The sequence below is a fragment of the Streptomyces sp. NPDC013187 genome (genome assembly GCF_042899705.1).
Taxonomy (GTDB): Bacteria; Actinomycetota; Actinomycetes; order Streptomycetales; family Streptomycetaceae; genus Streptomyces; species Streptomyces hawaiiensis_A.
Genome location: NZ_JBIBAF010000001.1, coordinates 354,047 through 376,480, shown reverse-complemented (window position 1 = coordinate 376,480; position 22,434 = coordinate 354,047). Strand labels below are relative to the sequence as shown.

The window sequence follows — 22,434 nt, the reverse complement described above, 5'->3', positions numbered from 1 at the left end:
GAGGTGCCGTCATGACGGTCATGGAGCAGCGGGGCGCGTACCAGCCGACCCCGCCGCCCGCCTGGCAGCCCCGGACGGATCCCGCGCCGTTGCTGCCCGACGCCGAGCCGTACCGCGTCCTCGGCACCGAGGCGGCCGCCAAGGCCGACCCCGAGCTGCTGAGGACGCTGTACGCGCAGCTGGTGAAGGGCCGCCGCTACAACGCACAGGCCACCGCCCTCACCAAGCAGGGCCGTCTCGCGGTCTACCCCTCCACCACCGGCCAGGAGGCCTGCGAGGTCGCCGCAGCCATGGTCCTCCAGGAGCGCGACTGGCTCTTCCCGAGCTACCGCGACACGCTCGCCGTGGTGGCCCGGGGCGTGGACCCCGTCGAGGCGCTCACCCTGCTGCGCGGCGACTGGCACACCGGCTACGACCCCTACGAGCACCGGGTCGCCCCCCTGTGCACCCCCCTCGCCACCCAGCTGCCGCACGCCGTCGGACTCGCGCACGCCGCCCGCCTCAAGGGCGACGACGTCGTCGCGCTCGCCATGGTCGGCGACGGCGGCACCAGCGAGGGCGACTTCCACGAGGCGCTGAACTTCGCCGCCGTCTGGCAGGCCCCGGTCGTCTTCTTCGTGCAGAACAACGGCTTCGCGATCTCCGTCCCGCTCGCCAAGCAGACCGCGGCCCCGTCGCTGGCCCACAAGGCCGTCGGCTACGGCATGCCCGGCCGCCTGGTCGACGGCAACGACGCCGCGGCCGTGCACGAGGTGCTCTCCGACGCCGTACGCCACGCCCGCGCGGGCGGCGGCCCCACCCTCGTCGAGGCGATCACCTACCGCGTCGACGCCCACACCAACGCCGACGACGCCACCCGCTACCGCGGCGACGCCGAGGTCGAGACCTGGCGCGAGCACGACCCGATCCGGCTGCTGGAGCGCGAGCTGACCGGGCGCGGCCTGCTCGACGAGGCCGGCATCGAGGCCGCACGCCAGGACGCCGAGACCATGGCCGCGGCCCTGCGCGAGCACATGAACCAGGACCCGGTCCTGGACCCCATGGACCTGTTCGACCACGTCTACGCCGAGCCCACCGGGCAACTGCGCGAGCAGCGCGATCAGCTGCGGGCCGAGCTGGAGGCCGAGGCCGACACCGCTCCGGAGGGGGGCACGCACCGATGACCACCGTCGCCGTCAAGCCGGCCACCATGGCGCAGGCCCTCACGCGCGCGCTGCGCGACGCCATGGCCGCCGACCCCGCCGTACACGTCATGGGCGAGGACGTCGGCACCCTCGGCGGCGTCTTCCGCGTCACCGACGGCCTCGCCAAGGAGTTCGGCGAGGACCGCTGCACGGACACCCCGCTGGCCGAGGCGGGCATCCTCGGCACGGCCGTCGGCATGGCCATGTACGGCCTGCGCCCGGTCGTGGAGATGCAGTTCGACGCGTTCGCCTACCCGGCGTTCGAGCAGCTCATCTCGCACGTGGCGCGCATGCGCAACCGCACCCGCGGCGCGATGCCGCTCCCGATCACCATCCGCGTCCCCTACGGCGGCGGCATCGGCGGCGTCGAGCACCACAGCGACTCCTCCGAGGCGTACTACATGGCGACTCCGGGGCTCCATGTCGTCACGCCCGCCACCGTCGCCGACGCCTACGGGCTGCTGCGCGCGTCCATCGCCTCCGACGACCCGGTCGTCTTCCTGGAGCCCAAGCGGCTGTACTGGTCGAAGGACTCCTGGAACCCCGAGGAGCCGGCGCCCGTCGAGCCGATCGGCCGCGCCGTGGTGCGGCGCCCGGGCCGCAGCGCCACGCTCGTCACGTACGGGCCGTCCGTCCCCGTCTGTATGGAGGCCGCCGAGGCGGCCCGGGCCGAGGGCTGGGACCTCGAAGTCGTCGACCTGCGCTCCCTGGTGCCGTTCGACGACGAGACGGTGTGCGCCTCGGTCCGGCGCACGGGACGCGCGGTCGTCGTCCACGAGTCGGGTTCCTTCGGCGGGCCGGGCGGGGAGATCGCGGCCCGGGTCACGGAGCGGTGCTTCCACCACCTGGAGGCGCCGGTGCTGCGGGTGGCCGGGTTCGACGTCCCGTATCCGCCGCCGATGCTGGAGCGTCACCACCTGCCCGGTGTGGACCGGATCCTGGACGCCGTGGGGCGTCTGCAGTGGGAGGCCGAGAGCTGATGGCACAGGTGCTCGAGTTCAAGCTGCCCGACCTCGGTGAGGGTCTCACCGAGGCGGAGATCGTGCGCTGGCTGGTCGAGGTCGGCGATGTCGTCGCGATCGACCAGCCGGTCGTCGAGGTCGAGACGGCCAAGGCGATGGTGGAGGTGCCCTGCCCCTACGGCGGTGTCGTCACGGCCCGCTTCGGGGAGGAGGGCACGGAACTGCCCGTCGGGGCACCGCTGATCACGGTGGCCGTGGGCGAGCGGCCCGCATCCGGCGCCGATGACACCGGCTCGGGGGGGTCGGGCAACGTCCTGGTCGGTTACGGCACCTCCGAAGCGCCCGCGCGGCGCCGCCGGGTACGGCAGGAGTGGCGGGTGTCCGGCGCGTCCGCGCCGGCCGGTCAGGCCGGTGCCTCCGGGCCGCTGAACGGCCGGGCCGACGCCGCCGCGTCCCCGGCCGACGCGCAGGCGCAGGCCGGTGGCCCCGCGACGACCGTGAACGGTCAGGCCGGTGGCCCCGGCCCGGAGGACGGCCCGGTCCCCGTGATCTCGCCCCTGGTGCGCCGACTGGCGCGGCAGAACGGCCTGGACCTGCGGGAACTGACCGGCTCGGGTCCCGACGGGCTGATCCTTCGGGCGGACGTGGAGTACGCCCTGCGGGCAGCCGGGCAGGGCGTGACGGCACCGTCGGCGGAGCCGCACCCGCGCGTGTCGCGGGCAGCCGTGCCCCAGCCCACGGTGGCCTCGTCGGCGGCATCGGCGCCCGGCGAGATCCGCACCCCGCTCAAGGGCATCCGGGGCGCCGTCGCCGACAAGCTGGCGCGCAGTCGCCGCGAGATTCCCGACGCCACCTGCTGGGTGGACGCGGACGCCACGGAGCTCATGCGGGCGCGCGCGGCCATGAACGCGGCCGGCGGACCGAAGATCTCCCTCCTGGCCCTGCTGGCCCGGATCTGCACCGCGGCCCTCGCCCGCTTCCCCGAGCTCAACTCCACGGTCGACGCGGAGGCCAGGGAGGTCGTCCGGTTCGACCATGTGCATCTGGGCTTCGCGGCGCAGACCGACCGGGGCCTGGTCGTCCCGGTCGTACGGGACGCGCAGGCACGCGACGCCGAGTCGCTGACCGCCGAGTTCGTCCGGCTGACCGAGGCGGGCCGGACGGGGACGCTGACGCCGGGCGACCTCACCGGCGGGACCTTCACGCTGAACAACTACGGTGTCTTCGGCGTCGACGGCTCCACCCCGATCATCAACCACCCCGAGGCCGCCATGCTCGGCGTCGGCCGCATCGTCCCCAAGCCGTGGGTGCACGAGGGCGAGCTGGCGGTGCGGCAGGTCGTCCAGCTCTCGCTCACCTTCGACCACCGGGTGTGCGACGGGGGCGTGGCGGGCGGCTTCCTGCGGTATGTCGCGGACTGCGTGGAACAGCCCGCGGTGCTGCTGCGGACGCTGTGATTCCTGTTCCTTGTCCGAGCTGGTCTTCGTGATCGCGTCGCTTCCCCCGCGTTCCGTGTGATCGCGGGGGCACGCATACTCGGGGGGTGACCGCCTACGAGTCCATCGGTGAACCCGGCGCCGCCACCGGTCCCGCACACGGGGCCGGCCCCGCCCGGTACGACGCCGTCGTACTCGCCGGCGGTGCCGCGCGGCGCCTGGGCGGCACGGACAAACCCGGTGTGCGGGTGGGCGGACGGCCCCTGCTCGACCGGGTGCTCGCGGCCTGCGCCACCGCTCGCACCACCGTCGTCGTCGCCGCGCCCCGGCCGACCGCACGGCCCGTGACCTGGGCCCGCGAGGACCCGCCCGGCGGCGGACCGCTCGCCGCGCTCGACGCCGGGCTCCGCCACACCACGGCCGAGCACGTCGCCGTGCTCTCCGCCGACCTGCCGTTCCTTCAGGAGCCGACCGTGGGCCGTCTGCTGAGCGCACTGCGGGCGAGCGGCTCCGACGGTGTGCTGCTGACCGACCCCGCAGGCCGTGACCAGCCGCTCGTGGCCGCCTACCGCGCGCCGCGGCTGCGCGAGGAGCTCGCGCACCTCGCCGGCCGGCACGGCGCTCTCGACGGTCTCCCCCTGCGGCGCCTCACCGCCGAGTTGGACCTCACCCGCATCTCCGACCCCGTCGCGTCCTTCGACTGCGACACCTGGGACGACATCGCCACCGCCAGGGCACGTATCAGGGAGCATGGGCACGTGTTGGATGAATGGATTTCCGCCGTCAAGGACGAACTGGGGATCGACCTCGATGTCGACACCCGCGGCCTGCTCGACCTCGCCCGCGACGCCGCCCACGGGGTGGCCCGGCCCGCGGCGCCGCTGACCACCTTCCTCGTCGGCTACGCGGCCGCACAGGCGGGCGGAGGCCCCGAGGCGGTCACCGAGGCCGCCCGCAGGGCCGCGGCCCTCGCCGACCGCTGGGCGCAGGAGAGCACCTCCGAGGCCGAGCCCTCCGCTGACGGCTCGAAGCCCCCTCAGGGCGACGTGGCCCCCGACGCCACGCCCGACACCCGCCCGGACGCCGGATGACCCCGCACAGCGCCCGTGCCGGTGAGGACGCCGAGGACCTCGACGTCGAGGAGGTGCTAGCCCTCGTGAGGAACAGCAACGGCGACCACCTGCCCGACCCCGCAGCGCGAGGCGAGACGGGCAGCGCACACACCTCCCACCAGCCTGATCCCCCCGCCCGGCCCGGCACCCGCCACCGCGCCACCCCCTGGCCCGAGGCCCGGGCCCGGGCCGAGCGCGCCGGCCGCGACACCGCCCGGGCCGCCCGCCGCGCGCCCGTCTCCGCGCCCCTCGGCACCGCCCTCGGCCTGACCCTCGCCGCCCCGCTCGACGCCCTCACCGACCTCCCCTCCTTCGACACCTCAGCGATGGACGGCTGGGCGGTGTGCGGCCCCGCCCCCTGGCACGTACGGGACGAGGGCGTCCTCGCCGGGCACGCCGCGCCCGGGCCCCTCACCGACGGCGAGGCCGTCCGGATCGCCACCGGCGCCCGCATCCCGCCGGACACCACCGCGGTTCTGCGCAGCGAGCACGGCCGCACCGACGACAAGGGCCGCCTGTACGCGACCAGGGTCGTCGTCCCCGGCCAGGACATCCGCCCGCGCGGCCAGGAATGCCGTACCGGCGACCAGCTCCTCGCCGTCGGCACGCTGGTCACCCCGGCCGTCCTCGGACTCGCGGCGGCGGCCGGGTACGACACGGTCACCGCCGTTCCTCGCGCCCGCGCCGAAGTCCTGGTCCTCGGTGACGAGTTGCTCACCCAGGGTCTGCCGCGCGACGGTCTGATCCGGGACGCGCTCGGCCCGATGCTGCCGCCCTGGCTGCGGGCGCTCGGCGCCGAGGTCACCGCCGTACGGCGCATCCGTGACGACGCCGACGCCCTGCACGAGGCCGTCACCGCGTCCGAGGCCGACGTCATCCTCACCACCGGCGGCACCGCGGCGGGCCCCGTCGACCACGTGCACCCCACGCTGCGCCGGCTCGGCGCCGAACTCCTCGTGGACGGCGTCGAGGTGCGCCCGGGCCACCCCATGCTGCTGGCCCGCATCACGCAGACCCAGCACCTCGTGGGCCTCCCGGGCAACCCGCTCGCCGCCGTCTCCGGCCTGCTGACGCTCGCCGAGCCCCTGTTGCGAGTCCTCGCGGCGCGCCCGGCCCCCGAGCCGTACACGATGCCGCTCCGGGACGCCGTGCACGGTCACCCGCACGACACCCGGCTCGTCCCGGTCGTCCTGCGCGGCGACGAGGCCGTCCCGCTGCACTACAACGGCCCCGCGATGCTGCGCGGTATCGCGGCGGCCGACGCGCTGGCCGTGGTCCCGCCGGGCGGCGCCCGTCCGGGGCAGGAGGCGGAACTGCTCGACCTGCCCTGGGCCTCCGGAGGAATCGGGGTGTGTTTCACGTGAAACTTCCGGGCCAGGACGCGATCGCCCGCCAGGCCGACGAACATCTGGTGACCCATCGGGTGAAACTCCCGAGGAAAGTGGTGGAGCACCCGATCCGCCAGGTCGCCAAGCGGCTTTCCATGGCGCTGTTCGTCCTCGTCCTGACCGCGCTGATCGTCTACGCCGACCGCGACGGCTACAACGACAACGCGGGCGGCGGCATCAGCCTCCTCGACGCGTTCTACTACGCGACCGTCACGCTCTCGACCACCGGCTACGGTGACATCACCCCGGCGAGCGAGAGCGCCCGGCTCACCAACATCCTCGTCATCACGCCCCTGCGGGTGCTGTTCCTGATCATCCTGGTCGGCACCACCCTCGAAGCCCTCACCGAACGCACCCGGGATGAATGGCGACTGACCCGCTGGAGGTCCACGTTGCGCGATCACACCGTCGTCATCGGCTTTGGCACGAAGGGCAGGTCGGCGATCCGGACCGTCTGCGCGACGGGTCTGAAGAAGGAGCAGGTCGTCGTGGTCGACCCGAGTTCCAAGGTGATCGACGCCGCGACCGCCGAGGGCTACGCGGGCATCGTCGGGGACGCGACCCGCAGCGAGGTGCTGAACCGGGCCGAGGTGCACAAGGCGCGTCAGATCATCATCGCGACCCAGCGCGACGACACGGCGGTCCTGGTGGCGCTGACGGCACGGCAGCTCAACCGCGGGGCGAAGATCGTGGCCACCGTGCGGGAAGAGGAGAACGCCCCGCTGCTCAAGCAGTCCGGCGCCGACGCGGTCGTCACCAGCGCCAGTGCCGCCGGCCGGCTGCTCGGCCTGTCGGTGCTCAGCCCCTCCGCCGGCATGGTGATGGAGGACCTCATCCAGCAGGGCAGCGGGCTCGACATCGTGGAACGGCCGGTGGTGAAGGCCGAGGTGGGCAAGACGCCGCGGGAGGTCGCCGACCTGGTGGTCAGCGTCATACGCGGGCACCGGGTCCTCGGCTACGACGATCCGTCCGTCGGACGGCTGGAGCTGACCGACCGTCTCATCACGATCGTGCGGAAGACCCCGGCCACCCAGGTCGCGCCGGACATCCGCCCGATGCCCCCGATGCCCCGCAACAACTGACGGACAAGCGGCCGGCCGTCCCGCACCCGTTTGGTGTGTGACGGCCGGCCGTCCCGCTTCCGCCCGGTGTGTGACGGCCGGCCGCCCCGCACCCCCGTCCGGTGCGCGACGGCCGGCCGGAAGTCCGGGCCCGCGGTGCTACTTGCGGTTGTACAGCCGCATCGTGACCGGCCCGAAGACCAGCACGAACAGCGCCGCCCAGCCCAGCGACCAGGCGACCTCGTCCGCCGGCCAGTCGCCGCCCATCAGGCCGCGCACCGCCGACGCCAGATGTGTGATGGGGCTGTTGTTCACGAACGCCTGCAGCCAGCCCGGCATGGTCTTCGGATCCACGAACACGTTGGACAGGAACGTGAGCGGGAAGATCACCATCATGCTGACGCCCATCACCGACTTCTCGGTGCGCAGCATCAGCCCGAACATCGTCCAGATCCACGAGAAGGCGAACGAGAACGCCACCAGCAGGGCGATCCCGGCGAGCACACCGGCGACCCCGCCGTCCGGCCGGTAGCCGAGGATCATGCCGACGGTGAGCATCACGACCGACGCGATCGTGTACCGCAGGGCGTCACCGAGCAGATAGCCGACCATCGTCGACGGCCGCCAGATCGGCAGGCTGCGGAACCGGTCGAAGACGCCCTTCTCGATGTCGGTGTTCACGGAGACACCCGTGTACATCGTGATCATCACGACCGACATCACGAGGATGCCCGGCAGCAGGAACTGGATGTACTCCTTCGGCGACCCGGCCAGCGCCCCGCCGAACAGGTACGTGTACATCAGCACCATCATGATCGGGAACGCCGTGACGTCGAAGAGCTGCTCCGGCACGTGCTTGATCTTGAGGATGGCCCGCCAGCCGAAGGTCATGGAGGCCGACCACGCGCTGGGCCGCGGCGGCCGCTCCTTGGTGACGAGCAGGGCGGCGAGCGACTCGGCGCTGACCGGGGCGAGCTCTGTGCTCTCGGTGGTCGTCGCGGTGCTCATGCCGCCACCTCGTCCTTCGGGTCGTCGGAGCGGTCGGAGGAGTCGTGCGTGTCGTGTCCGGTGAGGGCGAGGAACACTTCGTCCAGGCTGGGCTGGCCCAGCGAGAAGTTGTCGACGGTGATCCCGGCGCGGGCCAGCTCGCCCAAGGCGCGGGACGCCTGCCCGGCCGCGGAGTCGTCGCTCGCCGCCGTACCGAGGCGGGCGGTGAGGGCGACCGGGTCGGGCTCCTGCTGCACCTGCGCGTCCAGGGCGCGGCGCAGCAGCTCTGCCGCGAGGTCGCGCTGGTCGGGATCGCGCAGCCGCAGATGCACGGACCCGGCCCCGACGGACGACTTCAGCTCGCCCTTGGTGCCCTCGGCGATCACCTTGCCCCGGTCGATGACGGCGATCCGGGACGCCAGCTGGTCGGCCTCGTCCAGGTACTGCGTGGTCAGCAGCACGGTGGTGCCCTGGGCGACCACGGCCCGCACGATCTCCCAGACCTGGTTGCGGCTGCGTGGGTCCAGGCCGGTGGTCGGCTCGTCGAGGAACAGCAGGTCGGGGGTGTTGAGGATGGACGCGGCGATGTCGATGCGGCGTCGCATGCCGCCCGAGTAGTGCTTGACCTGCTTCGCTGCCGCGTCCGTGAGCCCGAAGGCCTCGAGGAGCTGGGCCGCGCGCTCGCGGGCGGCCTTCTTGTGGTGGCCGAGCAGCCGGCCCAGCAGGACCAGGTTCTCGGTGCCGGTGAGGTCCTCGTCCACCGACGCGTACTGGCCGGTCAGGCTCACGCGGCCGCGCACCTCGTCCGCCTCGCGGACGATGTCGTGTCCGAAGACATGCGCTTCGCCGCCGTCCGGCCGCAGGAGTGTGGCGAGCATCTTCACGGTGGTGGTCTTGCCGGCGCCGTTCGGGCCGAGGACGCCGTAGACCGTGCCCGCGGGCACGGACAGGTCGACGCCGTCGACGGCCCTCGTCTCGCCGAACGTTTTCACCAGGCCCGCGGTCTCGATCGCCAGGCCGGACATCTGCGTGCTCATGCTTCGGGTCCTTCCGCGTGCTTGGGCTACGCATGGAGAGACCTTTACCGTCGCGCAAACTCATCGGTGACGCACATGGGTTTTCGCCGGGACCGGACCAATGGCGCAGGGGCCGGGGGGACCGGAGACGGAGGGGACTCCGTCCGGGGACCGAGGGGTACGGTCCCTTGCATGCATGCGATCACGATTCCCGAACCTGGTGGGCCCGAGGCGCTGGTCTGGGACGAGGTCCCGGACCCCGTGCCCGGCGAGGGCGAGGTCCTGGTCGAGGTGGCGGCCGGCGCCGTCAACCGGGCCGACATCCTGCAGCGGCAGGGCTTCTACGAACCGCCGCCCGGCGCGTCCCCCTACCCCGGCCTGGAATGCTCCGGGCGGATCGCCGCGATCGGCACCGGCGTCTCCGGCTGGAGCGTCGGCGACGAGGTCTGCGCGCTGCTCTCCGGCGGCGGCTACGCCGAGAAGGTGGCCGTCCCGGCCGGGCAGCTGCTGCCCGTGCCCGAGGGCGTCGGCCTGACGCAGGCCGCGGCACTGCCCGAGGTGACCTGCACCGTCTGGTCGAACGTCTTCATGGTCGCCCATCTGCGGCCCGGCGAGACGCTCCTCGTGCACGGCGGCTCCAGCGGCATCGGGACGATGGCCATCCAGCTGGCCAAGGCCGTCGGCGCGCGGGTGGCTGTGACGGCCGGTACGGAGGAGAAGCTTCAGCGGTGCGCCGAGCTGGGCGCCGACATCCTGGTCAACTACCGGGAGCAGGACTTCGTCGAGGAGGTCAGGAAGGCGACGGACGGCGCCGGTGCCGACGTCATCCTCGACAACATGGGCGCCAAGTACCTGGAGCGCAACGTCAAGGCCCTCGCCGTCAACGGCCGGCTCGCGATCATCGGTATGCAGGGCGGCGTGAAGGGCGAGCTGAACATCGGCGCCCTGCTGGCCAAGCGGGCCGCCATCAGCGCGACGTCCCTGCGGGCCCGGCCCCGGGAGGAGAAGGCCGCCATCGTCGCGGCCGTTCGCGAACACGTCTGGCCCCTGCTCGCGGGCGGCCATCTGCGCCCGGTCGTCGACCGCGAACTCCCGATGCGGGACGCCGCCGCCGCGCACCGGGTGGTGGAGGAGAGCGGCCACATCGGAAAGGTGCTGCTGATCGCCCCTCAGGGCGCCTGAGACTCGCCGGGCCCGCCCGGCCTGGCCGGTCCGCCCCTCAGGGCGCCTGAGACTCGCCGGGCCCACCCGGCCTGCCCGGTCCGCCCCTCAGGGCGCCTGAGACTCGCCGGGCCCGCCCGGCCTGCCCGGTCCGCCTCTCAGGCCGTGTCCGTGAGGTCCCGTCCCCGCCCTCCGGGCGGACGACGGGACTCGGCGGACGCGCCCTACACCCGCCGCAGCCGCAGCGCCACGAACGCCAGGGCCAGTCCCAGGCCGATCAGGACCAGGCCGCTGCCCAAGGGGAGGATGCGCAGGACCTGGCCGACGGGGCGTTCCGCGGTCGCGGCTTCCCGTACGGGCTGTTCCGACGCAGTCGCGGGTACCGGGTCGGTCTCCCGCGGCTCCTCGGGGAGGGCCGTGGTGTCGGAGAGGCCCGGCTCCTCCTCCGCCTCCGGCCGTCCCGGCCGCACCCGGCCCTCTCCTGCCCTGCTCCCGGCCCGCGAGGGCGCACCGGCGTCGGAAGGGGTCGCCCTCGCCGCCGCGGCCGGGGAAGCCGCCCGGGCCGAGGGGGCGGCCAGGGGGGACGGGGCGGACCGGGACGAGGAAGCCGTCCGGGGCGACGGGGTGGAACGGGACGACGGAGCCGTCCGGGACGAGGCCGTCGGACGGGACGACGGTGTGGGCGGGGCGGAGGGGGCCGATGAGGCGGGCCCGGGCGAGGGGGTGGCGAGGGTCCCGGACCCCGCGTTCCACGCCTCCTCCGGCTTCGCCGAGTCCGCCGAGCCCGTCTCCTCGTCGTACGTGCGGGCAGCCCCGTAGGACGGGACGGATCCGAGGGGTGAGACGGCTGCGCCGGCCCCCAGGGCGAGGATCATTCCCGTCGCCCGCAGCGCGCGTAGCCATGGAGTCACGGGGGTGACCCCCTCCCGCCGTGCCCGGTAGGGCAGAAACGGCAAGTTCGGTCATATAGTGGCAATCAGCCTCACACTGCCCCGCGCTCCCGGCACTCCGGGTTCGGCCGACGGACGGAATGTGGCCGGGGGAATGCACGACCATGTGCGCCTGCGTGCCGAGGCCCGGCCCCGGAGCACGCTGGGGAGCCCTCCGGGCCCGGAGCACGCTGGGGAGCCCTCCAGGCCCGGAGCACCCGGGGGAGCCGGCCCGGCTGCTCGTCCGGGAGCAGCTCGTCTTCCAGGACGAGGCCGAGGTCCGTCGGCCGGACCACTGCGAGGCCCGCCTGCTCCGGTTCACCCGCGAAGAGGAAGCGCCCTCGCCGGAGCAACCCGAAGCGTGACCGACTCGTCTCCTCCAGCGCGGTGGATCAGCCTCCTGTGGGGGCACCACGGAGGTGAGGTGCAGGCGTGCGACAGAATGGCGACATGGAGATGCCGAGGAACGAACGGTCGTCGGAGAACCCGCAGATCCTGGTCGTGGGCCAGGACGGCATGGCGCTCGGTGGCGGCAGCGCAGACGAGGACTCCCGCGAGACCCCGGTCACGGAACAGGTGGAGCAGCCCGCGAAGGTCATGCGGATCGGCAGCATGATCAAGCAGCTGCTGGAGGAAGTGCGCGCGGCTCCCCTCGACGAGGCCAGCCGGGTCCGGCTCAAGGACATCCACGCCAGCTCGGTGAAGGAGCTGGAGGACGGCCTGGCGCCCGAGCTGGTCGAGGAGCTGGAGCGGCTCTCCCTGCCCTTCACGGACGAGACGACCCCCAGCGACTCCGAGCTGCGCATCGCGCAGGCCCAGCTCGTCGGGTGGCTGGAGGGGCTCTTCCACGGGATCCAGACGACGCTGTTCGCCCAGCAGATGGCGGCGCGTGCCCAGCTGGAGCAGATGCGCCGCGCCCTCCCGCCGGGAGTCGGCGACGGCCTCGACGAGCAGCACCCGGGCGGCCGGTCCGGCGGCCCCTACCTGTAGACGGCCGCAGGCCGCACGGAGTGGACGAAGGGCCCGGCAGCCGAAGCCGCCGGGCCCTTCCGCGCGTCGGGGGACCTCAGTAGGGCGGGTTGCCCGTCGAGACGCTGAGCTCGATCTCGGGCATGTCCTTCGGGTCGACGTCGGTGTCGGCGGACGGGAACTGGTTCATGACCGTGCCGTCGCCGTAGGTGTTCTCGTCGACCTTCTTCTCGTTCACTTCCCAGCCGGCGGCCTGGAGACAGGCCTTGACCGACTTGATGTTCTTGAACTTGAAGTCCGGGATCTTGATCTTGTCGGGGTCGTTGTACGACTCCCGCGGCTCCGTGCACTCCTCGGAGTCGATCGTCTTCGCGGTGTCCGGGCCGCGGTAGCCGGGCTTCTTCTCCGCGGACGCCGAGGGGATCGCGCCGTTGTCGCCGCCCTTGGCGTCCTCGCCGCCGCCGTTCAGCAGCAGGGCCGTGACGAGGCCGCCGACCGCGACGACGGACACGATGATCGAACCGATGATCACCGGCTTGTTGTTCCTGCCACCGCCGGAGGAGGCGGTCGCGGTCTGGGGCGACAGGTTGTACGGCGGCGTCGTCGTCGACGGTCCGGGCTGCGGGGAGTACCCCGCCGGGGACGGCGTCTGGTAGCCGCCCTGCTGCGGATAGCCGTACGCCGGGTTCGGCCCCGTCGGGGCGGGTGTGCCGTACGGGTTCGGGGGCGGGGTCGGCTGGTACGGCGTCTGCACCTGGCCCGAGGGCGCCGGGGTCGCCTGGTCGACCGGCGGGAACACGGCGGAGCCGACGCCCGCGCCGCTCGGGGCCTGGGTGCCCGGGACGATGCTCGGCGGCGCGGCCTGGAAGGACGCGGCCACCCGCAGGCACTCGTCGCGCATGGCCTCGGCGCTGGGGAAGCGTTCGTTCGGGTTCTTCTTCAGCGCGCGGGCGATCAGCGCGTCCACGGCCGGGGGCAGGGAGCGGTTGACCGAGGACGGAACCGGCGGCTCCTCCTGCACGTGGGCGTACGCGATGGCCAGCGGCGAGTCCGCCTCGAACGGCAGCCGCCCGGTCACCAGTTGGAACAGCATGATGCCGACCGAGTACAGGTCGGAGCGGGCGTCCACACCGCGGCCGAGGGCCTGTTCCGGCGAGAGGTACTGCGGCGTTCCGACGACCATGCCGGTCTGCGTCATCGACGTCACACCGGACTGCATGGCGCGCGCGATGCCGAAGTCCATGACCTTGACCACGGCGCGCTTGGTCATCATCACGTTGCCCGGCTTGATGTCGCGGTGGACCAGGCCCATCTCGTGGCTGATCTCCAGCGCGGCCAGCACGTCCGCGGTGATCTTCAGCGCCTTGTCGGCGGGCATCGCGCCCTGCTGCCGCACGTCCTCGTCGAGGACCGAGCCGAGCGGGCGGCCCTCCACGTACTCCATGACGATGTACGGCGTCGTCATGCCGTCGAGGGTGTCCTCGCCGGTGTCGAAGACCGACACGATGTTGGTGTGCGTGAGCTTGGCCACGGACTGGGCCTCGCGGCGGAACCGCTCGCGGAAGGCCTGTTCCCGTCCGAGATCCGTGTGAAGTGTCTTGATGGCGACCTGCCGGTCGAGCACGCTGTCGTACGCGAGGTGCACCGAGGCCATGCCACCCTGGCCGAGGAGGTCACGCAGCTGATAGCGGCCGCCGGCGAGCGCCCGCCCCGCGTGCTGGCCCTGTGCGCCGTCCTGGCTCATGTTCCGTTTCCCCCGTAGCCCTTGAGGCGCCGCCGACTTGCGCTGATCCGCCGCGGATCCGTCGTTGATCCAGACCGCCATTCCCGGCCAAGTCTGCCCCAGGGCACCGACACGTCAAGCTCGGTGCCCGTTCCGTGACCGTACGCGAAAGAAGCGTCGCGGAAGCGTTACCGGGGGCGTACGGCCGGGACACAGAATTTGCACGACGGTAAGGAGTGAAGGTTTCATGGCCGGTCCGTCTCGTGCCGGTCCCGGTGCCCCTTCTCGGGCCGGAGGCTTGCGCGGAGGCTGTAGCGTGGCCGACGGAGACCGTAACAACACCGCGCGCACCGCGGGCAGAAACGACGGCGAGGACTGATGGCACAGCAGCAGCGCGCTCAGGGCCCGTCCGACCCCGAGGGCACTGGCGGCGGCATGTCGGAGGCGCCGGAGTCCTGGGGGAACGGCGGACTGGTCGGGGACGGCCGGTACCGGCTGACCCGCAGACTCGGCCGGGGCGGCATGGCCGAGGTGTTCGCAGCCGAGGACGTCCGTCTCGGACGCACCGTCGCGGTCAAGCTGCTCCGCTCCGACCTCGCCGAGGACCCGGTGTCCAAGGCGCGCTTCACGCGCGAGGCCCAGTCGGTGGCCGGTCTCAACCACCACTCGATCGTCGCCGTGTACGACTCCGGCGAGGACTTCGTCGGCGGCCAGTCCGTGCCGTACATCGTCATGGAGATCGTCGAGGGCCGCACCATCCGCGACCTGCTGCTGAACGCGGAGGCCCCCGGCCCCGAGCAGGCGCTGATCATCGTCTCGGGCGTCCTGGAGGCGCTCGCCTACTCGCACCAGCACGGCATCGTGCACCGCGACATCAAGCCCGCCAACGTCATCATCACGCACAACGGCGCCGTGAAGGTGATGGACTTCGGCATCGCCCGCGCCCTGCACGGCGCGTCCACGACGATGACGCAGACCGGCATGGTCATGGGCACCCCGCAGTACCTCTCCCCCGAGCAGGCGCTCGGCAAGGCCGTCGACCACCGCTCCGACCTGTACGCGACGGGCTGCCTGCTCTACGAACTCCTCGCGCTGCGTCCGCCGTTCACCGGCGAGACCCCGCTGTCCGTGGTCTACCAGCATGTCCAGGACATCCCCACGCCGCCGTCCGAGGCCTCCGACGCCTGCCCGCCGGAGCTGGACGGCCTGGTCATGCGCTCCCTCGCCAAGGAGCCCGACGACCGCTTCCAGACGGCGGAGGAGATGCGCGGTCTGGTCCAGTACGCGCTCCAGATGCTCTACGACCAGGGCGGCCACACCGGCACCTGGAACACCGGCCCCGTCGCCGCGCACGAGGGCCGGAACACCCCGTCGGGCGGCTTCGCCGGTGCGACGGCCGTGATGGGCCACCCCGATGTCTCCGGCACCACGCAGATCCCCTCGCCGATCCTGCCCGGCGGCTACGGCGGCGGGGACGACGGCGGCTTCGAGGGCCACGGCAACAGGGGCAGCGGCCGCGGCAAGCTCTGGGTCCTCGCCGTGCTCGCGGTGATCGCCATCGCCGCGGGCGTCGCCCTGGCACTGCAGAACACCGGCGGCGACAAGGACGGCCCGAGCAAGGAGCAGAAGCCGACCGCCTCGCAGACCGAAGAGAAGAAGACGCCCAGCGAGACCCCGAGCGACGAGGACACCGGCGCGCCGACCGACACGAACACGGACACCGGAACCGGCACCGGCTCGGGCAACGGCAACTGGACGCCGACCTACAAGCCGTCCCCCACGCTCTCGCAGAGTGCTCCCGCCTCGCCCACCGGCGAGCCGACGGACGACCCGACCAGCGCGGAGCCGACCGGCGAACCGACCGGCGAGGAGCCCACCGACCCGGGCACCCCGACCGACGACACCGGTGGTGCCGACGGCGGCGGCACCACGGAGGGCATCGTCGGAGGCGCGGACGGCGGCGCAGGCTGATCCCGCTGCTCAGCGGCATGATCCACGCGCGCGTGGGACCCGGGGACGGGGCCCACGCGCGCGTGCCGTTTTGGGCACGCCGAAAAGAGGACTCTTCCCGTGACCTGGGTCACCGGGTTAACGTGCGGTTGCTCCGGCCTCCTGCAAGGCTGTGACCAGGGCCCCTTCCACGCCTTTCCGATTTACTTGGATATCCAAGCAAAATCGCAGGTCAGGTGGGGTTTCACAGAAATGTGGCGCACTGGGTAACGTGCTTTCTGCAGGGCGCTCGCCGGGGCACCTGCAACGCCTGTTCCCGGCTGAGCGGCACCCACCCCGTGCCCCGGTGGCCGAGAACAGGTGAGCCGCACTGGCCTACCGGCAACCCCGGGGGCCGGACCGACGGAGGAGCACACGTGACCGTGGAGAGCACTGCCGCGCGCACACCGCGACGCAGCGCCGGAAGCAAGGCCGGCACCACCGGCACCAAGCGCACCACCCGCACGCCTGCCAAGAAGGACGCCAAGAGCACCGAGCCCCAGCTCGTGCAGCTGCTGACGCCCGAGGGCAAGCGCGTCAAGAACGCCGAGTACGACAAGTACGTCGCCGGTATCACTCCGGAAGAGCTGCGCGGCCTCTACCGCGACATGGTGCTCACCCGCCGCTTCGACGCCGAGGCCACCTCCCTGCAGCGCCAGGGCGAGCTGGGCCTGTGGGCGTCGCTGCTCGGTCAGGAGGCCGCCCAGATCGGGTCCGGCCGGGCCACCCGGGAGGACGACTACGTCTTCCCGACCTACCGCGAGCACGGCGTGGCCTGGTGCCGCGGCGTCGACCCGGCCAACCTGCTCGGGATGTTCCGCGGTGTGAACAACGGCGGCTGGGACCCCAACAGCAACAACTTCCAGCTGTACACGATCGTCATCGGCTCCCAGACGCTGCACGCCACCGGCTACGCGATGGGCGTCGCCAAGGACGGCGCCGACAGCGCGGTGATCGCGTACTTCGGCGACGGCGCCTCCAGCCAGGGCGACGTGGCCGAATCGTTCACCTTCTCCGCGGTCTACAACGCCCCGGTCGTGTTCTTCTGCCAGAACAACCAGTGGGCCATCTCCGAGCCGACCGAGAAGCAGTCCCGTGTGCCGATCTACCAGCGGGCCCAGGGCTTCGGCTTCCCGGGCGTCCGGGTGGACGGCAACGACGTGCTCGGCGTCCTCGCGGTCACCCGGTGGGCCCTGGAGCGGGCCCGCAGCGGCGAGGGCCCGACCCTCGTCGAGGCGTTCACCTACCGCATGGGCGCCCACACCACCTCCGACGACCCGACCCGCTACCGGGGCGACGAGGAGCGCCAGGCATGGGAGGCCAAGGACCCGATCCTGCGGCTTCGCCGGTACCTGGAGGCCTCAAACCACGCGGACGAGGGATTCTTCGCGGAACTGGAGGCCGAGTCCGAGGCGTTGGGCAAACGAGTGCGCGAGGCGGTCCGTGCCATGCCGGACCCGGACCACTTCGCGATCTTCGAGAACGCCTACGCGGACGGACACGCGCTCGTCGACGAGGAGCGCGCCCAGTTCGCCGCGTACCAGGCGTCGTTCGCCGACGAGGGGGGTAACTGAGATGGCCGACAAGATGGCACTGGCCAAGGCGATCAACGAGTCGCTGCGCCGCGCCCTGGAGTCCGACCCCAAGGTCCTGATCATGGGTGAGGACGTCGGCAAGCTCGGCGGTGTCTTCCGGGTGACGGACGGCCTGCAGAAGGACTTCGGCGAGAGCCGCGTCATCGACACCCCGCTCGCCGAGTCGGGCATCGTCGGCACGGCGATCGGCCTGGCCCTGCGCGGCTACCGCCCGGTGGTGGAGATCCAGTTCGACGGCTTCGTCTTCCCGGCGTACGACCAGATCGTCACGCAGCTCGCGAAGATGCACGCCCGCTCGCTGGGCAAGGTCAAGCTCCCCGTCGTCGTGCGCATCCCCTACGGCGGCGGCATCGGCGCGGTGGAACACCACTCCGAGTCGCCCGAGGCGCTCTTCGCGCACGTGGCGGGTCTGAAGATCGTCAGCCCGTCGAACGCGTCGGACGCGTACTGGATGATGCAGCAGGCCATCCAGAGCGACGACCCGGTGATCTTCTTCGAGCCCAAGCGCCGCTACTGGGACAAGGGCGAGGTCAACGCGGAGGCGATCCCGGGCCCGCTGCACAAGGCCCAGGTGGTCCGCGAGGGCACCGACCTGACCCTGGCCGCCTACGGCCCGATGGTGAAGCTCTGCCAGGAGGTCGCGGACGCGGCCGCCGAGGAGGGCAAGAACCTGGAGGTCCTGGACCTGCGCTCGGTCTCCCCGCTCGACTTCGACTCGATCCAGGCGTCGGTGGAGAAGACGCGCCGGCTGGTCGTCGTCCACGAGGCCCCGGTGTTCTTCGGCTCCGGCGCGGAGATCGCCGCCCGGATCACGGAACGCTGCTTCTACCACCTGGAGGCCCCGGTGCTCCGGGTCGGCGGCTACCACGCCCCGTACCCGCCGGCCCGCCTGGAGGAGGAGTACCTGCCGAACCTGGACCGGGTACTGGACGCCGTCGACCGCTCGCTGGCGTACTGAGGAGAGGGTCGTGACGACGATGACGGAAGCGTCCGTGCGCGAGTTCAAGATGCCCGACGTGGGCGAGGGACTCACCGAGGCCGAGATCCTCAAGTGGTACGTCCAGCCCGGTGACACGGTCACCGACGGCCAGGTGGTCTGCGAGGTCGAGACGGCGAAGGCGGCCGTCGAGCTGCCCATCCCGTACGACGGTGTGGTCCGGGACCTGCACTTCCCCGAGGGCACCACGGTCGACGTGGGCACGGCGATCATCGCGGTGGACGTGGGCGGCGGCAGCGCCGCACCCGCGCCCGCCGCCGAGCAGTCGGCCGCCGAGCGCCCCGCGGCGGCCGCACCCGCCGAGGAGCCGAAGGCGGCGGGCTCGGGACGCCAGCCGGTGCTGGTGGGCTACGGGGTGGCGACCTCGTCCACCCGCCGCCGCCCCCGCAAGGGCCCGGAGGTCCCGGTCCAGCAGGCCTCGACGGCGATCCAGACGGAGCTGAACGGCCACGCGCCGGCGGCCCCGGCAGCGCCCGCTCCGGCGGCGCCCGCCACGGCTGCTCCGGCCGCCCCGTCGGGCGGGGAGCGCCCGCTGGCCAAGCCGCCCGTCCGCAAGCTCGCCAAGGACCTGGGCGTCGACCTGACGACGGTGGTCCCGACCGGCCCGGACGGCATCATCACCCGCGAGGACGTGCACGCGGCGGTCGCCGCGGCCGTACCGGCGGCCCCCGAGCCCCAGGTCGCGCCCGCCCCGGCCGTGGCCCAGGCTCCGGCGTCGTACGACACCACGCGGGAGACCCGCATCCCGGTCAAGGGTGTCCGCAAGGCGACGGCGGCGGCGATGGTCGGCTCGGCGTTCACCGCGCCGCACGTCACGGAGTTCGTGACGGTCGACGTGACGCGCACGATGAAGCTGGTCGAGGAGCTGAAGGCGGACAAGGAGTTCGCGGGGCTGCGCGTGAACCCGCTGCTGCTGATCGCCAAGGCGCTGCTGGTCGCGATCCGCCGCAACCCGGACGTCAACGCGTCCTGGGACGAGGCCGCCCAGGAGATCGTGGTCAAGCACTACGTGAACCTGGGCATCGCGGCCGCGACCCCGCGCGGCCTGATCGTGCCGAACATCAAGGACGCCCACGCCAAGACGCTGCCGCAGCTGGCCGAGTCGCTGGGCGAGCTGGTGTCGACGGCAAGGGACGGCAAGACGTCCCCGGCGGCGATGCAGGGCGGCACGGTGACGATCACCAACGTCGGCGTCTTCGGCGTCGACACGGGCACGCCGATCCTCAACCCCGGCGAGTCCGCGATCCTCGCGGTCGGTGCGATCAAGCCGCAGCCGTGGGTCCACAAGGGCAAGGTGAAGCCCCGTCAGGTCACCACCCTGGCGCTGTCGTTCGACCACCGCCTGGTCGACGGCGAGCTGGGCTCGAAGGTGCTGGCCGACGTGGCGGCGATCCTGGAGCAGCCCAAGCGCCTGATCACCTGGGCGTGAGCCGACCGCGGCGGCCCCCTGTCCCTTCGGGCGGGGGGCCGCCGGCGTGCTGTCCGGAGGGTGAACCAGCGGTTCACCGAGGATCACAACAATCTCCGGGAACCCACCCAAGTACCGCACAGTAAGCGGTTTATCCGGACATACGATCAAGCTCACCACGAGATCGACCACTCGCCCGGCGTCCCGGGGGAGTCCGGTTCCGGGCTGCGACGGGCGCGGTCACTCCCTCGAAAGCGAGTGAACCCCCCATGCGCGACGCGATGGTGCTCAAAGCCCAGAGATTCGTGAACTCCGTCTACGGCAGCCGTACCGGCACGACCGTGCAGGAGACCGGCGAGGCCGACTGGGCGACCCTGTACGCCCTGACCCGCGCCCTGCAGTACGAGCTGGGCATCACGGCGTTCTCCGACAGCTTCGGCCCCACCACGCTCTCCACCCTGACCGCCAAGTACCCGAAGCTCGACGCGGACACCGTTCCCTCGCCCGACTTCTGCCGCATCATCCAGGCCGGCCTGTACTGCAAGGGCTACGACGGCGGCGACCTCGACGGCACGTACGGCACCCGGGTGCGGGAGGCCGTGACCCGGCTCAAGACCGACATGGGCGTGGAACAGGCCTACCCCGGCGCCGCCTTGACGCCCAAGGTCTTCAAGGCACTGCTGACGATGGACTCCTACGTCCCCGGCGCCTCGGGCACCGGACAGGTGCGGGCCGTCCAGCAATGGCTCAACGGCCGCTACGTGAACCGGCAGGACTTCTTCGTCATCGCCTGTGACGGGCTCGTGTCCCGGGACACCGCCAAGGCGCTGCTCTTCGGCGTGCAGTACGAGCTGGGCATGGCCGACGGCACCGCCAACGGCAACTTCGGGCCCGGCACCCAGTCGGGGTTGAAGGCGCATCCCGTGAAGCAGGGTGACAAGGGCGTCTTCGTCCAGCTGTTCTCCGCCGGGATGGTCCTGAACCGGCGCCCCGCCGCCCTCACCGACACCTTCGACTCCTCCCTCGCCGCTGCCGTCCGGGCCTTCCAGACCTTCGCGGCGCTCCCGGCCACGGGGGAGGGCGACTTCACCACCTTCGCCTCCCTGCTGGCGTCCTTCGGCGACCAGTCCCGCCCCGCCAAGGCCTGCGACACCATCGCGAAGGTCACCCCGGCCCGGGCGGCCGTGCTCAAGGCGGCCGGGATCACCTACGTCGGGCGCTACCTCACCAACCCGAGTGCCACCTCCCTGCCGGAGAAGGCCATCCAGCCGGGCGAGCTCGCCACCATCGCCCAGCAGGGCCTGCGCTGCTTCCCGATCTACCAGACCGTCAACAACGACGCCTCGGACTTCGACTACGTCGCCGGGCGGACCGCCGGGTACGCGGCGGTCAACGCCGCCCGCGACCACGGCTTCCGGCGGGGGACACGGATCTTCTTCGCCGTCGACTTCGACGCGATCGACGCCGAGATCACCGCGAACGTCCTGCCCCACTTCAAGGGCGTCAAGGAGGCGATGGCGGACTCCGGGCATCCGTACGAGATCGGGGTCTACGGCTCCCGCAACGTGTGTGCACAGGTCGGCGCGGCCGGTTACTCGACCGCGAGTTTCGTCGCCGACATGTCCTCGGGCTTCGAGGGCAACGCCGGGCACCCGCTGCCGCCGGACTGGGCCTACGACCAGTTCGCGATCCGCACCCTCGGTTCCGGGGACGGGCAGTTCGAGGTCGATGCGAACAACGCCTCGGGGCGCGACACCGGGCAGAATGCGTTCGACCGGCCGCGGCCCCCCGTCCCGGACGTCGCCTTCGACGAGCGCCAGGTGCCGGCGCTGCGGGCCGACCTCTCGCGCTACATGCAGTCGATCGGCCGTCCCGACACGGGCGGCATCGGCGGTGACGCGCGGCTCTACACCAACGCGCAGGCCGTCGCGGCGATCCAGGACCAGGACGGGCTGATCACCGAGCTGTCGAAGACGTACTCGATGCGCAAGGCGCTGATCCAGACGGTCGTCTACTGGGCCATGCGCGACTACGGCCTCGACGCCCAGTCCACCGACCAGCAGGTCGCCGACCACCACCTCACGGGCTCGGGCTCCGTCAAGGACTCGCACACCGGCATCGGCGAGATCAGCGCGGCCGACGCCATCCAGGCCTGGAACCACTGCATCGGCTGGGGTTTCGCCACCGGTGACCACCGTGACCCGGCCAAGGACGCCGACCTGTGGACCGTGTGGCAGCAGCTGAACAAGGACAACGCGTTCAGTGTGCGCACCGCGGCGCTGATCCACCTCTGGGGCACCCGCGGCAGGCCCGGCGGGCAGTTGCCTCCCGGCGACCGCGTCACCACCCCGCGGTCCATGCGCCTCGACCTCGTCGAGTTCGAGATCACCGAACTTCTGCGCCGCTACCGGGCCTGGGACCCCGACGTGGACTCCCAGACGCACCAGAGCCTGGCCGTCTACCAGATCTTCGAGAAGTACAACAGCATCCTCCGCAACGCCTGAGCGCGTACGCGCA

19 protein-coding genes are annotated in these 22,434 nt (G+C 72.2%); 15 read left to right on the top strand and 4 right to left on the bottom strand.

Annotation, left to right across the window (positions count from 1 at the left end; translation table 11 throughout):
• Positions 1–11: 11 nt before the first annotated feature.
• The 6 genes from pdhA (ACFY5B_RS01775) (at position 12) to ACFY5B_RS01750 (ending at position 7,164) form a co-directional block, all read left to right on the top strand.
• The gene (pdhA, locus tag ACFY5B_RS01775; protein WP_352096433.1) at positions 12–1,163 is read left to right on the top strand and encodes a pyruvate dehydrogenase (acetyl-transferring) E1 component subunit alpha; all 1,152 of its coding nucleotides are present in this window, start codon (positions 12–14) and stop codon (positions 1,161–1,163) included.
• The gene (locus ACFY5B_RS01770) at positions 1,160–2,164 is read left to right on the top strand and encodes an alpha-ketoacid dehydrogenase subunit beta (RefSeq protein ID WP_389963038.1); all 1,005 of its coding nucleotides are present in this window, start codon (positions 1,160–1,162) and stop codon (positions 2,162–2,164) included. Before pdhA (ACFY5B_RS01775) ends, ACFY5B_RS01770 begins: the two co-directional genes overlap by 4 nt.
• Complete coding sequence (locus ACFY5B_RS01765; RefSeq protein WP_389963036.1) at positions 2,164–3,603, top strand: dihydrolipoamide acetyltransferase family protein; 1,440 nt, start codon at positions 2,164–2,166, stop codon at positions 3,601–3,603. Before ACFY5B_RS01770 ends, ACFY5B_RS01765 begins: the two co-directional genes overlap by 1 nt.
• Before the next feature lie 86 nt (positions 3,604–3,689).
• The gene (locus ACFY5B_RS01760) at positions 3,690–4,673 is read left to right on the top strand and encodes an NTP transferase domain-containing protein (RefSeq protein ID WP_389963034.1); all 984 of its coding nucleotides are present in this window, start codon (positions 3,690–3,692) and stop codon (positions 4,671–4,673) included.
• Positions 4,670–6,058, top strand: a complete 1,389-nt coding sequence (locus tag ACFY5B_RS01755; protein WP_389963031.1) for a molybdopterin molybdotransferase MoeA — start codon at positions 4,670–4,672, stop codon at positions 6,056–6,058. The genes ACFY5B_RS01760 and ACFY5B_RS01755 overlap by 4 nt, the downstream gene beginning before the upstream one ends.
• A complete protein-coding gene (locus ACFY5B_RS01750; RefSeq protein WP_389963028.1) occupies positions 6,055–7,164 on the top strand; it encodes a potassium channel family protein in 1,110 nt (369 codons plus the stop codon). The genes ACFY5B_RS01755 and ACFY5B_RS01750 overlap by 4 nt, the downstream gene beginning before the upstream one ends.
• Before the next feature lie 138 nt (positions 7,165–7,302).
• On the opposite strand, the gene ACFY5B_RS01745 is transcribed toward ACFY5B_RS01750, so the two are convergent.
• On the bottom strand, positions 7,303–8,151 hold the full coding sequence (locus ACFY5B_RS01745; RefSeq protein WP_389963026.1) for an ABC transporter permease: 849 nt from the start codon (positions 8,149–8,151) through the stop codon (positions 7,303–7,305).
• Positions 8,148–9,167 carry an ATP-binding cassette domain-containing protein gene (locus ACFY5B_RS01740; RefSeq protein ID WP_389963023.1) on the bottom strand — a complete coding sequence of 340 codons (1,020 nt, stop codon included), beginning with the start codon at positions 9,165–9,167 and terminating at the stop codon, positions 8,148–8,150. Before ACFY5B_RS01740 ends, ACFY5B_RS01745 begins: the two co-directional genes overlap by 4 nt.
• Before the next feature lie 171 nt (positions 9,168–9,338).
• Here ACFY5B_RS01740 and ACFY5B_RS01735 point away from each other — a divergent pair, with 171 nt between their 5' ends.
• On the top strand, positions 9,339–10,328 hold the full coding sequence (locus tag ACFY5B_RS01735; protein WP_389963020.1) for an NAD(P)H-quinone oxidoreductase: 990 nt from the start codon (positions 9,339–9,341) through the stop codon (positions 10,326–10,328).
• 203 nt (positions 10,329–10,531) lie between these two features.
• On the opposite strand, the gene ACFY5B_RS01730 is transcribed toward ACFY5B_RS01735, so the two are convergent.
• The gene (locus tag ACFY5B_RS01730) at positions 10,532–10,777 is read right to left on the bottom strand and encodes a hypothetical protein (RefSeq protein ID WP_389963017.1); all 246 of its coding nucleotides are present in this window, start codon (positions 10,775–10,777) and stop codon (positions 10,532–10,534) included.
• Between ACFY5B_RS01730 and ACFY5B_RS01725 the strand changes: the two genes are divergently transcribed.
• From ACFY5B_RS01725 to ACFY5B_RS01715, 3 genes are all read left to right on the top strand, one after another.
• Positions 10,728–11,126 (top strand): hypothetical protein, encoded by a 399-nt coding sequence (locus ACFY5B_RS01725; protein ID WP_389963015.1) that lies wholly within the window; start codon positions 10,728–10,730, stop codon positions 11,124–11,126. The genes ACFY5B_RS01730 and ACFY5B_RS01725 overlap by 50 nt on opposite strands.
• A gap of 247 nt (positions 11,127–11,373) precedes the next feature.
• Positions 11,374–11,601, top strand: coding sequence for a hypothetical protein (locus tag ACFY5B_RS01720; protein ID WP_389963012.1), 228 nt, complete (start codon positions 11,374–11,376; stop codon positions 11,599–11,601).
• Between the two features lie 85 nt (positions 11,602–11,686).
• Positions 11,687–12,226, top strand: a complete 540-nt coding sequence (locus ACFY5B_RS01715; protein ID WP_362043632.1) for a bacterial proteasome activator family protein — start codon at positions 11,687–11,689, stop codon at positions 12,224–12,226.
• 76 nt (positions 12,227–12,302) lie between these two features.
• Here ACFY5B_RS01715 and ACFY5B_RS01710 read toward each other — a convergent pair whose 3' ends face one another.
• Positions 12,303–13,949 (bottom strand): protein kinase, encoded by a 1,647-nt coding sequence (locus ACFY5B_RS01710; RefSeq protein ID WP_389963009.1) that lies wholly within the window; start codon positions 13,947–13,949, stop codon positions 12,303–12,305.
• Positions 13,950–14,306: 357 nt separating this feature from the next.
• Between ACFY5B_RS01710 and ACFY5B_RS01705 the strand changes: the two genes are divergently transcribed.
• The 5 genes from ACFY5B_RS01705 (at position 14,307) to ACFY5B_RS01685 (ending at position 22,421) form a co-directional block, all read left to right on the top strand.
• A complete protein-coding gene (locus ACFY5B_RS01705) occupies positions 14,307–15,899 on the top strand; it encodes a protein kinase (protein WP_389963006.1) in 1,593 nt (530 codons plus the stop codon).
• A 395-nt stretch (positions 15,900–16,294) separates the two neighbouring features.
• Positions 16,295–17,491 (top strand): pyruvate dehydrogenase (acetyl-transferring) E1 component subunit alpha, encoded by a 1,197-nt coding sequence (gene pdhA, locus ACFY5B_RS01700; RefSeq protein ID WP_389963003.1) that lies wholly within the window; start codon positions 16,295–16,297, stop codon positions 17,489–17,491.
• 1 nt (position 17,492) lies between these two features.
• A complete protein-coding gene (locus ACFY5B_RS01695) occupies positions 17,493–18,470 on the top strand; it encodes an alpha-ketoacid dehydrogenase subunit beta (RefSeq protein WP_062928023.1) in 978 nt (325 codons plus the stop codon).
• 10 nt (positions 18,471–18,480) lie between these two features.
• The gene (locus ACFY5B_RS01690) at positions 18,481–19,938 is read left to right on the top strand and encodes a dihydrolipoamide acetyltransferase family protein (protein ID WP_389962999.1); all 1,458 of its coding nucleotides are present in this window, start codon (positions 18,481–18,483) and stop codon (positions 19,936–19,938) included.
• Between the two features lie 248 nt (positions 19,939–20,186).
• Positions 20,187–22,421: a glycoside hydrolase domain-containing protein gene (locus ACFY5B_RS01685; RefSeq protein ID WP_389962996.1), complete on the top strand. Its 2,235-nt coding sequence runs from the start codon at positions 20,187–20,189 to the stop codon at positions 22,419–22,421.
• The last annotated feature ends 13 nt before the right edge of the window (positions 22,422–22,434 follow it).